This window comes from Erwinia papayae, from assembly GCF_058241465.1.
This window is the reverse complement of record NZ_JBZCHT010000008.1, coordinates 165,070-177,429: the sequence shown is the minus strand read 5'-3', so window position 1 is coordinate 177,429 and position 12,360 is coordinate 165,070. Positions and strand designations below refer to the sequence as shown.

14 protein-coding genes and 1 pseudogene are annotated in these 12,360 nt (G+C 43.1%); 4 read left to right on the top strand and 11 right to left on the bottom strand.

Annotation, left to right across the window (positions count from 1 at the left end):
* The 9 genes and pseudogenes from AC3RPL_RS04655 to mobH all read right to left on the bottom strand — a co-directional run.
* Positions 1 to 683 (bottom strand): annotated as a pseudogene (locus tag AC3RPL_RS04655) (hypothetical protein); the annotation flags it as partial.
* Positions 683 to 1,300 carry a TraE/TraK family type IV conjugative transfer system protein gene (locus tag AC3RPL_RS04650; RefSeq protein ID WP_098992559.1) on the bottom strand — a complete coding sequence of 206 codons (618 nt, stop codon included), beginning with the start codon at positions 1,298 to 1,300 and terminating at the stop codon, positions 683 to 685. The pseudogene AC3RPL_RS04655 and the gene AC3RPL_RS04650, both read right to left, overlap by 1 nt.
* On the bottom strand, positions 1,297 to 1,581 hold the full coding sequence (traL, locus tag AC3RPL_RS04645) for a type IV conjugative transfer system protein TraL (protein WP_045268399.1): 285 nt from the start codon (positions 1,579 to 1,581) through the stop codon (positions 1,297 to 1,299). The genes AC3RPL_RS04650 and traL overlap by 4 nt, the downstream gene beginning before the upstream one ends.
* A 70-nt stretch (positions 1,582 to 1,651) precedes the next feature.
* A complete protein-coding gene (locus AC3RPL_RS04640) occupies positions 1,652 to 2,488 on the bottom strand; it encodes a DsbA family protein (RefSeq protein WP_490739129.1) in 837 nt (278 codons plus the stop codon).
* Positions 2,489 to 2,779 carry a hypothetical protein gene (locus AC3RPL_RS04635; protein WP_045268397.1) on the bottom strand — a complete coding sequence of 97 codons (291 nt, stop codon included), beginning with the start codon at positions 2,777 to 2,779 and terminating at the stop codon, positions 2,489 to 2,491.
* 90 nt (positions 2,780 to 2,869) lie between these two features.
* Complete coding sequence (locus tag AC3RPL_RS04630) at positions 2,870 to 3,529, bottom strand: IncC plasmid conjugative DNA transfer DtrJ family protein (protein WP_107321163.1); 660 nt, start codon at positions 3,527 to 3,529, stop codon at positions 2,870 to 2,872.
* Positions 3,522 to 3,896 carry a hypothetical protein gene (locus AC3RPL_RS04625; RefSeq protein ID WP_098992564.1) on the bottom strand — a complete coding sequence of 125 codons (375 nt, stop codon included), beginning with the start codon at positions 3,894 to 3,896 and terminating at the stop codon, positions 3,522 to 3,524. Before AC3RPL_RS04625 ends, AC3RPL_RS04630 begins: the two co-directional genes overlap by 8 nt.
* Before the next feature lie 12 nt (positions 3,897 to 3,908).
* Positions 3,909 to 5,870 carry a conjugative transfer system coupling protein TraD gene (gene traD / locus AC3RPL_RS04620; RefSeq protein WP_490739128.1) on the bottom strand — a complete coding sequence of 654 codons (1,962 nt, stop codon included), beginning with the start codon at positions 5,868 to 5,870 and terminating at the stop codon, positions 3,909 to 3,911.
* Positions 5,863 to 8,517 carry a MobH family relaxase gene (mobH, locus tag AC3RPL_RS04615; protein WP_490739127.1) on the bottom strand — a complete coding sequence of 885 codons (2,655 nt, stop codon included), beginning with the start codon at positions 8,515 to 8,517 and terminating at the stop codon, positions 5,863 to 5,865. The genes traD and mobH overlap by 8 nt, the downstream gene beginning before the upstream one ends.
* A 145-nt stretch (positions 8,518 to 8,662) precedes the next feature.
* Here mobH and AC3RPL_RS04610 point away from each other — a divergent pair, with 145 nt between their 5' ends.
* The 3 genes from AC3RPL_RS04610 to AC3RPL_RS04600 all read left to right on the top strand — a co-directional run bounded on the left by AC3RPL_RS04610 (position 8,663) and on the right by AC3RPL_RS04600 (position 10,620).
* Complete coding sequence (locus AC3RPL_RS04610) at positions 8,663 to 9,244, top strand: hypothetical protein (protein ID WP_098992567.1); 582 nt, start codon at positions 8,663 to 8,665, stop codon at positions 9,242 to 9,244.
* Positions 9,245 to 9,271: 27 nt separating this feature from the next.
* Positions 9,272 to 10,189: a DsbA family protein gene (locus AC3RPL_RS04605; RefSeq protein WP_171879739.1), complete on the top strand. Its 918-nt coding sequence runs from the start codon at positions 9,272 to 9,274 to the stop codon at positions 10,187 to 10,189.
* 68 nt (positions 10,190 to 10,257) lie between these two features.
* On the top strand, positions 10,258 to 10,620 hold the full coding sequence (locus tag AC3RPL_RS04600; RefSeq protein ID WP_117067852.1) for a hypothetical protein: 363 nt from the start codon (positions 10,258 to 10,260) through the stop codon (positions 10,618 to 10,620).
* 41 nt (positions 10,621 to 10,661) lie between these two features.
* On the opposite strand, the gene AC3RPL_RS04595 is transcribed toward AC3RPL_RS04600, so the two are convergent.
* Positions 10,662 to 11,312: a phospholipase D family nuclease gene (locus AC3RPL_RS04595; RefSeq protein WP_410199882.1), complete on the bottom strand. Its 651-nt coding sequence runs from the start codon at positions 11,310 to 11,312 to the stop codon at positions 10,662 to 10,664.
* A gap of 333 nt (positions 11,313 to 11,645) precedes the next feature.
* Between AC3RPL_RS04595 and traA the strand changes: the two genes are divergently transcribed.
* Positions 11,646 to 11,984: a TraA family conjugative transfer protein gene (gene traA / locus AC3RPL_RS04590; protein ID WP_098992570.1), complete on the top strand. Its 339-nt coding sequence runs from the start codon at positions 11,646 to 11,648 to the stop codon at positions 11,982 to 11,984.
* 94 nt (positions 11,985 to 12,078) lie between these two features.
* On the opposite strand, the gene AC3RPL_RS04585 is transcribed toward traA, so the two are convergent.
* Entirely contained in the window at positions 12,079 to 12,339 is a 261-nt protein-coding gene (locus tag AC3RPL_RS04585; protein WP_227522553.1) for a DUF1294 domain-containing protein, read from the bottom strand.
* Positions 12,340 to 12,360: the final 21 nt, after the last annotated feature.

Sequence of the window (12,360 nt, the reverse complement as noted above, 5' to 3'; positions counted from 1 at the left end):
TTTAGTTTACGTGACAACATAAGTGTGGCTTGCACGGGGGCAATGCGCTGAGGAACAAGTGATAAAGAAATAGCAACACTCTCATCACCTTTTTCAGTTACATAAAGAGCTACTGGACGGGGGTTAGGCGTGAAGACATAGATTGCGTTACCTTCGACGTTTACTTTGACGTCGTTTAACTGGAGCTTCTGGATAGTAGGGCGATCAAATGGGGTGACAATACGGTTAATCTGTCCCATTGAGATTGGTATTAACGTATTCACCCCCGGCTCAACGATAATCTCTTGTCTTGATGGAATAACATCGTCAGTAAGGCGGATTGGCTGTACAACTTTGTTAGGCACAGGCTGCACATTGGTTCCATCTACAGCAGGATTGTCACGGCTATTAGCGTTACGTGATGCGCCAGCCGTCGCAGTATGATTAGCACGATCAGAAGTAGCGCCTTTTGAATTATTCACTGCTGGTTTACCGGCAGGTACGACAACGGGTTCATTACTTCCTGTTGCATTACCGAGAATAAGCCCTTCGTCAACAGAAAGTGTACTTTTTGCTGCCCCTGATTGCTGCCCCCCGGCAGAATTCTCAGCAAATGGCAGGCCATAGCTGTTAACATCAGCTACAGCAGAACCGGCGGCTACCAATGACACGAGCATTGCCAGCGACTTAACTGGTAATTTCATTATTTATTCCCCCGAGCATTGTCTTTGCTACGACGTTTGTTAGCATCGGAGGGTAAAACGGCTTTACCTTGCGCGATATTCACATACGTAATCACAGGACGATACCCCTTAATATCTACGTTAACCTGAAAGGTCATTGGTTTAACTACTGGTGCTCCGCTAATACCTTCAAGCCCTTGGTTCCCTTCAACATAGAACACACCCGGAGCAGCAGGATCGGTGATCACACGATTGGGCGAGAAATAAAGACTTATACGGTCACGCTTAATCTGGTCTATCTGATCATCAATGCGCTTCATCATTTCTGTGTAAATTTTAGCGTCAAGGAAAGGGCCGATTGCATCTTTCACCATATCCACGGTCGTAGGGTTGGCATTACCCAACGATTGAGCGACATAAACAGCCCACGCTCTCATATATGGTGCCGAAGCTGCATTTTCATCCAACCACGCCGTTTGTGTCAGATTCGGAGGTATAATTGTTACGACCTGAGAACGAGACATTAACGTTGCGGAAAGAATCACTACCACACCGAGTAATCCTAACACTATCCATTTGAGGGCCGAAATCTCTCCAGCCATCTGCAAAAGACCTTTTTTAAACTGTCTACTATTCATACGACAAATTCCCGTTCAAATGAGTTTGGTACGATTGTACTTTTGCCGAATGAAACGCCGAGGTTCCAGTAGCAAAGGTGTAAAAAGTATTTTTCAGATGCACGTTGTAGGAAGCTGCCGTAATAGCGCGTAATCACTACCCCAATAATTGCAAATGTTAAGATGCGACCGGTAAAGATGCCGACCATCAGAAAGACGAAAAAAGGCATAGCTTCATCAATACTCCAGAAGAAAAACTTCGGAGGATCATCGACAGAATGTGAAATTTTAACTGGTTCCATTTACCGCTCCAAAAGTTAAAAAATTATTTAAACACCACACAGTTCAATGCCCGGAGGCACATCATTATTTTCATTTTTTTTCTGGCATTCCCCCATCAACAAGCTGAGCCATCATTTGCATAATCCCCGTACCATTTACCATCCCTTGAACTAATGCAGAACGTTCACCGTGAACTACAATAGTGGAAGGTGTCTGTTGAATATTAAGACCTGCGGCCTCACGAACATCGGCTCCGATTTTCTTTGCAGGACGAGCTGCATTAACGCATTCGATGAGTCGTTTTCCATCAAAGCCATTCCGTTCAGCAAGCACATCAAGTGGTGTTGTCAAACCTCGTCCGTCGGATTGCGTATTTTCAAAAATCGCGCGAGCTAACTTATAAAATCCGGGATTTCCGTTTTGTTCCGCTGCACATTCAGCCGCAAGTGATTCAACTTGAGATGCTTGTCCGTGAACAGGAACGTGCTTAAAAACAAGGGCAATGTTGCCGGAAGAAGAATCAACAAGATCGAGAAGCTGCGGGAAGTGCTCTTTGCAATATGGGCATTCAAAATCCGAATATTCAATTATATAAAATTGAGCTTCGGGATTGCCGTAAATTCGCTCATCAGAAGGTGATGGGATATAGTCTTTATCATTTTTCGCACCAGAACGTGAAAGTGTAGACTTTTCAGGTGCCACCAGAGTCAGATCCAACCCACCAGCAGAAATGTATTCTGAAAAAAGTTCACGTAGTTGCTCTCGATCAGTTACGAGAGGGCGACTGTTTTGCACCATAAATGCAACATCATTAAGAACCTTTGCCTGTTTATGCACGCTGTAGCCAATGTATGAAGCTGTTCCTATCAAAATCGCCAGCGGGACAGCAAAGATAGCTGTATTTTTTAGAGATTTTTTTTTGCTCATTTAGTAGCCTCTGGAATTTTGTAGCTGCTCAGGTGCATAAACGGTATCGGGTTTTTTGATTTTCTTGCGAGCTTCCTTTTCCTTATACTGCTTTTGCAACAATGGAAGCATGATGTCTGCCATTTCTCTGTTCATCTTCTCTTGCGTGTTCAGATAGACTGGCTTTTTCGCTTGTTCAGCAAGAGCCTCAAGTTGTGACGACTTATCTGCATATGAAAAAGCGGCAAGAAGTAGCGCTGAACAGACAAGGCTAACCCCTGCTGACAGAAGGTACATTTTTGTATCAGACATTTTTCACCTCTTTTCGGGTAATCTACCAAAGAACTCCCGAACTCTGATAAGAAAAAACAGGACGTTTTGCCCTGTTTTTTTAAATAGTTCTTAGATGCGTTTTGGCAAGTTGCTTATTAGCAAAATGAAGGCTATAGGCATTGCTACTATCATCACTACTGCGCCTATCATGGGAGGAATAGGGAAGGGAACAAAAAGGGAAAGGATCATTGAAAAAATCCCCCATCCGATCATTGTTAAGCTGCGCCGGTTAAAGAATGGCGAAGAGTAACCGAACGTATATCGCTTTGACATCCACTTCATTAAGCCAGCAAACATCGAAGGCACGCCAACAACCAGCAAAAAGGGAATCCAGTACATAATCAGACTCAGTCTATATGTCATGATGAATAACAAATAATTAAATACTTTTGCACCATTCATAAAGAAAGGAACAGCGAGGTCGCCAATTTTATTGAAAACATCTCCCGTAGTTGTTTTTGCCTTTATGGGCTGATAATACCCTTTGAGCGCAGAATCGATGTGTGTATCAATAAATAAATATTTGTATCGTGCGTTCGTTGTATCCATAACGGCAGGGAATTCATTTATTCCTATCATCTTTTCCCCCCAACTGATTTCTTTCATCATATTTTCATAGACGAAGGACGCGGGTACAAAAAACATGATAACGAGCCAAATAGCTGTACCCCATATCATCAGTCCTTTGAACGATATGGGCCATTTATCATCTTTAAGCTGATCAAGCATTCTCTAACTCCATAGATAGTTTTTTCGCAGTATCCTCGATAAACACTGGTGTCATCTTCCTTGGTAGAGCACATGTTTTAGCTACTTCATGAAAAGTCATTTTCCCTGCAAGTGTATGGGTGATGAAATTTATTGTCATAATGAGGTATACAGCAAGACGTTCCCAGTCCGTCATATAGAATGGATAGGGCTGGTGGTATGCAGCAATAGCTTCCTTAACGACAGGCACAATCAAATTGTGCTGTTCTTCTGGAATAAGGGAGACTAGTTGCGATGAGATTTTTTCAGCGCAGGGCCAGATAACAACAAGTCCCTCATAAGCAGCGATATCATCTTTAGACCGAAAAAGTGTTTTTAATTTTACCATGATTATTTTGCCTTACACCTGAGCTGACTTGGAGCGGATTTTTTCTCCGCGAACTTTTTCTTTGTAAATCTTCTGAAAACGAGCGGCTTTTGCTTTTATCCGGTCTATCTCGTTCTGATTTTTCGGCTTGGATAAAATCGGCACTTTACCTTTTACAATCACTTTTGCCTGATTCAATGCAAAAAATTCGAGATTAGGCAACCAGCCCAGTAGTGGTGCGGGGAATAGTTCGCTTTCTTCTTCCATCAGGCGCTCGCCTACACCACCAGTAATCTGCTCGGGATCAGCTCCTGCGCTGGAGCTATGACCGCGCATGATGTACTTAAATTTCGTCAGAGGGACGCGTTCCATGATAGCTTTCTGCGCTTTGGGAGACGGTGTACGAAGAGCCGTGAAGTGGTTAGTGTTGACGATGATCTGTTCCATCTTTGCTTCCGAACCCAACCGCGCTTCAAAGTCGGATGTCCCCTGAGATGCAATAAACATACAAAAACCTGCGCCACGCGACTTGTTAAGCATTTTAATAACTTGGTCGTTAACAACCTCAGCGGCTTCATCGACCAGAATCATGACGTTCGCTACGTCTTCACCACGCGGTTGCATAAAGTTATAGATTTCTGACGCAACACTGGTTATGTCAGATAGGAAAATCGAGCCTACAGCGGCAGCCGTATCGCCATCAGCTAGGGCATCCAGACCAAGATACAACATCCCATTGGTACTAATAATCTCACGGATATTTGCTATAGGTCGGTCGTCTTCTAACTGGTCAGGATCAAATGTGTCAGGAGAAAGTAAGTCCCCCATAAAGCCAGTGGTAAGCTGGGAAAGAATTGGCATCACGTTCAGGATCATCTTCTGAAAGTGTTCACGGTTATGACTAAGGGTATCTATTCCTGCCTCAATATCCGGGAATGCCTTATTCTGACGAATATCACTCATGTAAAGTTCGCTACATATTTTAGCGATAGAGATAGCATCAACAGATTTCAACCGGCTTTTTCTGGCTGCAAGCATGGAGTCAAACCAACTATCGGGCATAACTTCCCGCCCAACTTTGGTTATGGCGTGTGTGACCAGTTCAGCCAGTGCTGTGATATTTGAACCCAACTGTGTTTTAAGGCTTTTCAATGTCGGTTTAATCTCACACATTTTCATCATTTCGAGAATGCTGGTTAAAGACATTGTTGCGAAGGAAATGAATGGGTCACTAGTTGAATCCGAGCGCTGTATAACAGAAATAATGCGGTTAGCTACTTCACCAGAACGTGTAAAGTTTGTGATAGGTGAAATACGCACTGATTTTTCTGGGTGAGCTAAAGAAAAATAGTTTAATTTATGTGCTCGCCCCACAAAAGATAAACACATTTCCATCCACTTAGCCAATCCTTCATCGTTCTTAGGGTCAACCATGATCAGCGGTTGTCCTTTAAGGGCGGCCTGTAGAATTATTAATTTGTAATAGGTGGTTTTACCGGAGCCTGTGGTTCCGGTAATGAGAGTGTGTAGCGAAAGAAGATCTTCAACAGTACGGATATAATCACTATCTGAGCCTACCTGATGAATCCATCCTAAACCCATGAAGTTATCGTCAGTTTTAGCGGCCAGTTTTGAGAGGTCGCGTTTAAGAAGTTCAAATGCTGACTGTCCTTCTTTCTGGCCCCATTGAAAACCCTTTCCGAATATATATGAGTCAGGATATTTAATCATTGCATCAATAATTTCTTCAATGCGCATAATTAAAACATCTGGCTTCTTAGCGAGTCGGCGTTTGTGTTTATAAACGTAGTAAGCCTCTGGCAAGGCTCTTATGCCATACGCTGCCTGCACGGCCACTGCCATGTAGCAAGGCAAAGAAGGCATATTGAAATATGCATTTACTGCAAGCGCACTGGCGATCCCTGCGCTCCAACCAGCAACTTCAAACGCTTCATAATTGGGACGCCAAGGCATGTTGTACTTCCACTCACTCATGAGAATCCACCATGTAAGGTCTAAGGTTATCGTCTACAAGTACATGCTCTGAGCCGCGTTTATTCACGGAGTCAAAGTTGTAACACACCAAAAAACGAACACTGGCAGTATCCAGTTCAAGCGACTTAGCCATATTTCTAATTGCGGAACCACTCAGTGCTATAACATCTTTATTGTCGTATGTTTTTTTTACCTGCCCATAACTTGCTATAGCACGGTATAGGTCATTTTCAGGACAATACACATCACTAGGATTTACCGGCAGGATATTCTTCAGATAGTTTCCACCTGAGAGATAATCAATATCTTCGTTAAGCTCACGCTTTAGAAAATAGCCCGGCTTCGATTTGTACATGTGGAATTTTTCATTAGGATCAAGAAATGGTTTCCATACCCAACCTGCGGCAACCATAGCTAAATAGTTTTCTTCGTCCTGATCGTCTTTTTTATGAATAAAAAGGTGAAAGTTATCCGCAATTAGTTCTTTCTGGCGTTCGCTAATGATTTTTTTCAATATTATTTTTGTTGCATCTGGTGCATCCTTGAACAAGGGGGAGAATATGTGTCCCCCCTCAAGAATTCCGGGGATATCCTTAATTGCAGGATTTTCATTTGTATTCATATCGCTGGGAATCGAAACCCCATAACGTTCATCTTTAGACTGCCGGATACGCTGCTGTGCCTCGGCCCACAAATCAACCGCTGGTTTAACCGAACCCTGCTGAATATGAGATTCATCGTCCTGATATTTTTGTTGAATAGCAGCCTGCTCCATCCGCTCACGTAAGCTGATAGTTTGCTGCTCATTATCTTCCATGCAATACTGATGAACCATATCTTCTGTATCAGCGTCAGCATCAATATAAGGTAGAGATTCATACTCATCAGCGAACAAATGTGTCTGATTTTCGGTGGCCTTAGCCGTTTCCTTTGACGACGCATCGTGCTGATTATTAGAAGCATTTTTTTTCACCGCATTTTGATGGCGATGATTTTTGTCTGAAAGTAGTTCATCACCGGCTTCCTCTTTTTCTACAGGGGTCTTAGTTGCTTCTTCCTTAGCCTTTAAATTTTTAGCATCGCGTTTTTTGATCGCCGCTGCTACTTCTGGTGAGAGCAGGTTAATGCGCAACATGTGATCAACAATATTTTTAGGCTCAACGACTGTTCCACGTTTTACAATTGAGCCATCTGGAGGGAGGTCTTCCGTAGGTGGTAGTGATCCACCTTTAAGAATTTCTGGGTCAACGTTTAGTGGCAGCACTCTTTCTTCTGGTTTATCACCGATGTATGCTCGGCTTTCTTTTAAAGTAGCTTTGCCTCCAGCAGCCAAAAACTCTTTCCAACCATCAGCGAGTTTGATTCGACAGGATGTCGGGTTAGGTACAACGTCTTCTATAAAAATAACGATGGGGTCAACGAACTTTATGCAACTTAACGCGTTTTTTGGCTCTTTATCTTGACGGGATTTCTTATCGTTCAGGATATGAGGAGCCATGCGCCAATAGACAGAATCATTTTCGTTTAAAACGAACAACCCATAACTCAGCATGATATCCGCGAGACTATCAGCAGAGTGGGGTACATTCACTCCAGATGACTTGACGATGGTTGTGATCGGCTCTACCGCTGAACCCCAGACAACAAACAACCCTTCTGTTGCATACCAAATAGGGGAGCCGGGTTTATTGGGAACCCAGTCACCTCGTTTAACAAGCAACCGGATAGCATCGACTATTCGGGCTACAACGGACACACCGGTTTGTGCAGCACGAACAGCATCTCCCGAGTACCGTTTTAGGTCTTCTTTAACAGAGCGACTGTCAGCAGTAGAAACTATTTTGTGGATCTTGTTCTTATATGCTGTGCCAGTATCGTTGCGCGTAGCTGTAGCACGAAATGAATTACTCCCGGCGAGAGCCTCTGTTAATTCGTTATAAATATCGTTTCCTTCTTCCATCAGAAAAGCGAGTAATGTCTTTGGTACAATATCAGTCATTTTTGTCAAACTGGTATTGTGATGACGCTCATGGCGATCTGTACGCCAGTAAATGTAAAAACGTTCAACATCTTTCTGTTCAGCCCATTCATGTATGCAACTCACAGTTGGCGACCAGTGATGTTCACCTGATTTATCCCACACATCTACATCAGAAATAGGTTTACCAATATCGTGCATTACAGCACCTACTACTACGGCCATACGCCATGCCAGCGCACGATCTGATTTGATGACTGGTGATTCGTTGGCATCAAATTCAAAGCTTTTGGCTATCTTGATTGAGTACAAAATGACTTCAAGTGTATGACGCAGAAGTCCGCCCTGTGCGCGATGATGATGATATTCAGAGGCCGGGAGCAGATGAACGAAGTTTGCAAAATTATTAAGCATAGGCTGAATATACTCATCAAATTCTGAATCGCGGATCATAAGCTCGCGTTTGATTTTGACAATAATTTCATCCTGCAAGGACAACAAAGCATAGCCAGGGATTCTGGCAGGGAAGCCATTTTCAGCAGGTGGATATTGTAAAACATCTCTGGTTCCCTTGAGGGCTTCGACCACTTCTTGTGGCATGATAATCTGTCCGCCAGTAGGGTGTCTCTCTTGCTTTCCAAAAAACAGCCTCTGAATTCTTTTAAACATTACGGTGTCTCCATTTGATGCAGACACATTACAGTAAAATGGATTAAACCATTAAGAGAAAAAGGCCGCAAAATGAGGGGGAAAAAGTTTTTTTCAGAGAAGTAAATGCTGGATAATGAAATTGTTATTTACCGGAGAATCATTGATGAAAAATAATTTTCGACTCAAGCTGTCAATTGCCGCAGTCGGAGTGGTCGGCATCTTTCTGTCGGGTTGTTCAGACAGTAAAGAGAAAGAGTTGCGTCAATACGAATACGTAAACTATACGCAGATCATTCCTCCCAAAATGTATGTCCCAGAAGGTTACACGTACTCTGAATCGTGGCATGGAACACAACGAGGTGGTGCAGCGCTTCGCACTCCGAGCTATGAACATGCGCTTGTAAGCCCCTACGCGATTTATGACCCAACAGGCAAACGCTATGCAGATAATCGCGATAAATACACGGATATGCTCCTGACGAGCGTCGCGAATTCTGCCTATGCAAATGGCCCCCGAGGCACGTTTACTCAGACGCCAAGTTTTTGTGGTGAAAACTCTCGCCTGCTAAACAATGCAAGTCAGAAGGCGTCCCGGTCTGAGTATATGCAAATTAAAGAACGCTATTGCTCAACACCGGGGTATCGTCTTAGCCAGCATGAAATCGATGTTCTGAATGGCGGGGAACCACAAGAGCTGCGCGATTATCGCATCAAAATGTACGTGGATAATCAGTTACCAAAGTAACTAAAACAATTTTAATGGGGACGTTAGATGAAAGAAATTAAAAGAGTATCCGTTCTGGGGCCATTGGTGATCGGATGTTTGGTTATGGTAGCTGCTGGAGGTTCTGTCTATACGGCTGTTAAATCATACGACATTGATAAGAGCCTCAAAGATGTGAAAGGTATTGGTATCGAAATCAGCAACTCTTTAAAAAGTATTCAGGCGCAGCAGGACTATCAAACCACATTATTGAAAAATGGTAGTGGTGCTGCTGGTGGAAACTTACAGGATTCTGTTGTTGCTGCGCTGGGAAAAATTGAAAGCGAAAAAATTGCTCAGCAACAGGTTGAGCTTTATAAAAACTGGAAGGCATCTGGTGAAAGTAAAGATGGCCATCACCTCTATGGAAACCCTACAGCCCGTTTCACTCTTTTGAACTACTCAGATCTTGAATGTCCTTTCTGTAAAAGATTTCACGAAACGCCTAAATTCCTAGTAGATAGCGCCAAAAATGGCATGGTCAACTGGGAATGGCGTCATTTCCCTCTATCATTCCATGAGCCAATGGCATCTAAAGCAGCCGTTACCGGTGAATGCGTGGCCCAACAAAAAGGCAGCAAAGGCTTTTGGGCCTTCACCGAATACTGGTTTACGCATACCGCAGGGAACGGGCAGGGCTTAGCCAGTTATGACGAAATTCCTGCATTGTTCGGACTGGATAAAACCAAATATGCGGCTTGCCTGACAGACCCAACGATCATTAAGAAAATCAAAGATGACATACAGGCAGGTAACGCTGCTGGCGTAACCGGTACACCAGCCACGCTGATCATCGATAACCAGACCGGCAAGACAGAGACTCTCGTAGGCGCGCAGCCTTTCGACAGATTTGTTCAGGTGATAGAAGGTATGGCTAACCCTGAAAAAGCGAAGGCTGAACAGCCTGTGCCTCCGGCTAAAAAATAACATTTTATATCAGATCAGGCACCTTTTCTAAGGTGCCTTTTGTTTATATTCAATGAGGTATGTTTAGAATGAAAAAAACGCTTATCTTTGCGCTACTTGGTCTGACTTGCTTGCCTGTGCTTAGTCAGAGTAAAGAGATGGTTGCAAGCAATATTTCTTCCAGTGAAGTTTCGGCTGACAATAGAGAGATTAACAATTATTTGGCAGATCTTACGAATGAAGACGCGGCGTTAGGTTCGGTAATGACCGATGTTGTTAGAATTAAAAGGGAACGTTGTGATTTAAATATGGGTATTTTGGACATTAAACTAATCTCCACGAAAGACGACGTATTCAAAGAACTCGAAGAGAAAGTTAAGGAGAATCCAGCTTACATTAAAAGTTTTGAATATTCGAGCAGGGTTAAATCCCACTTTGGTAAATGCGGTTAAAGTGAAAGGCTCCAAAATGGAGCCTTTCACTTTAGTCGTGGTTAATAGGTTGATTTCCAAGGTGTGCCATCATTCCATCGCGATGTCCAATGAGATAGAAATTGGCTTGCGACTTGAGGCATGTTATACAAAACAATGGCATTTTCACTGTTTCTTGAGTTGGCTGAACGTGAGTAGTTAAAAGACCCTGTTTCAACACTAACCCTATCAACAATGATGAATTTATCGTGGTGTATGGCATATTTCTGAATTGTTCGGATTGGTATACCAGTGTTTACAATTAGATTCATCGCTGCAATAGAACTTTTACCCATATTACCCTTATAATCAACTACCAGTTTAACATCCACGCCACGATGCTTTGCCTGAATCAGGGCCTTCACTACTTCTGGGGAAGTGAAGGAGTAGGCAGCAAGTCGAATTTCTTTCTTGGCAGAGTTGATCAGATCAAGAATAGCTTTCTGAGCAGAACCTTCTGGTGAAAAACCGATAGCGATGCGACTTTCACCAACATCTTCATTGTAGCTGTGAGACGTTGACACCATTGAGTTCTGATTTTCATCACTTTCACTATTTTTAGTCAAAGCCTGTTTAGCTGAATCAACAATATCGCTGAGGCTCAGAGCATATGCAGGAGATGCATTCAAAATGGCAAGTAATGAAAGCGTTAAAATAGTTTTGTTGTTAAACACAAGCCCCCCATAGATTAAAAAAGTTCTTCTACATGACTATTATCCTCTCTCAATAATTAAAACATGAAGATGACGGCAAACAAAGCAATTGAGAGTGAAAAATCGATAGCTGATGAACAGACTTAGCGTGAAAAGTTGGGCGGTGTAATCACTCAATGCATTTGCCAAAAAAGCAGAGGTTTTTTTATTAGTTGCTCCTGTTTTTGTCCCCTTTTATCCGTGGTTTTTAAGTCAAATGCCGATATAGTTTATTCCGTTCCCGGCTGAAAACCGTTAAATAGTCGTGGAGCATTCCAAAATCGTAAACTCTGAAAATGACTTGGGAATGTGAAAATGAAAACTTTGAATCGCGCAAACCTGAAAGCAGTTCTGGCTACTTCCGCAATCATCGCGCTCGGTGTTACTGCCGCTTACGCTAATGGTACTGAACAAACCGGTTTCTCCGCTGTCTGGCAAACCATCACCGATTATATGCAGGGTTCTCTGGGTCGCGTGTTAGTTGGCCTGATCGTTATCGTCGGCGTCGCGGCTGCTGTTGTTCGTCAGTCTCTGATGGTGTTCGCAGTTGCGGTTGGTGCGGCAATCGGCCTGTACTACTCACCCGACATCATCGACGGTATGATGGCATCTACCGAAGGCGTACAGACTGTACTGCCCGCCGTTGGCATCTAAGCCAATCAATAAAAATGAAAACCCGCTTAGGCGGGTTTTTTTATATCTAAGATAAAAGATACTAAGCAAAATCTGTCGATGTGGTATTACTTAATTAAATAATTTCACCTACCCACAAGAAGTACCAGAGAGCGCTGTATCCAAGTATCCATGTGAAAACCAGTGCTCTGAAACGACGCTGATAGGCACTGCGTGTTTTGTGACGAAACTTATATTGAGCATAAATGCAGCCGGGCCACCCGCCAAGTAAAGCTAAAGCATCGAGCGTTAACTCTTCCACCCTTAACCCGCGACTCTCTGCCTGCTTCTTGTCCTTTCGATATACGAAAATAGCAATAATACTCCATGCAAGCATCCAAAGGACTGTGTAGAAATA

Coding starts and splice junctions, on each gene's coding strand:
- AC3RPL_RS04650 (WP_098992559.1), bottom strand. CDS start 1,300: ATGAATAGTAGACAGTTTAAAAAAGGTCTTTTGCAGATGGCTGGAGAG.
- traL (WP_045268399.1), bottom strand. CDS start 1,581: ATGGAACCAGTTAAAATTTCACATTCTGTCGATGATCCTCCGAAGTTT.
- AC3RPL_RS04640 (WP_490739129.1), bottom strand. CDS start 2,488: ATGAGCAAAAAAAAATCTCTAAAAAATACAGCTATCTTTGCTGTCCCG.
- AC3RPL_RS04635 (WP_045268397.1), bottom strand. CDS start 2,779: ATGTCTGATACAAAAATGTACCTTCTGTCAGCAGGGGTTAGCCTTGTC.
- AC3RPL_RS04630 (WP_107321163.1), bottom strand. CDS start 3,529: ATGCTTGATCAGCTTAAAGATGATAAATGGCCCATATCGTTCAAAGGA.
- AC3RPL_RS04625 (WP_098992564.1), bottom strand. CDS start 3,896: ATGGTAAAATTAAAAACACTTTTTCGGTCTAAAGATGATATCGCTGCT.
- traD (WP_490739128.1), bottom strand. CDS start 5,870: ATGAGTGAGTGGAAGTACAACATGCCTTGGCGTCCCAATTATGAAGCG.
- mobH (WP_490739127.1), bottom strand. CDS start 8,517: ATGTTTAAAAGAATTCAGAGGCTGTTTTTTGGAAAGCAAGAGAGACAC.
- AC3RPL_RS04610 (WP_098992567.1), top strand. CDS start 8,663: ATGAAAAATAATTTTCGACTCAAGCTGTCAATTGCCGCAGTCGGAGTG.
- AC3RPL_RS04605 (WP_171879739.1), top strand. CDS start 9,272: ATGAAAGAAATTAAAAGAGTATCCGTTCTGGGGCCATTGGTGATCGGA.
- AC3RPL_RS04600 (WP_117067852.1), top strand. CDS start 10,258: ATGAAAAAAACGCTTATCTTTGCGCTACTTGGTCTGACTTGCTTGCCT.
- traA (WP_098992570.1), top strand. CDS start 11,646: ATGAAAACTTTGAATCGCGCAAACCTGAAAGCAGTTCTGGCTACTTCC.
- AC3RPL_RS04585 (WP_227522553.1), bottom strand. CDS start 12,339: ATGCTTGCATGGAGTATTATTGCTATTTTCGTATATCGAAAGGACAAG.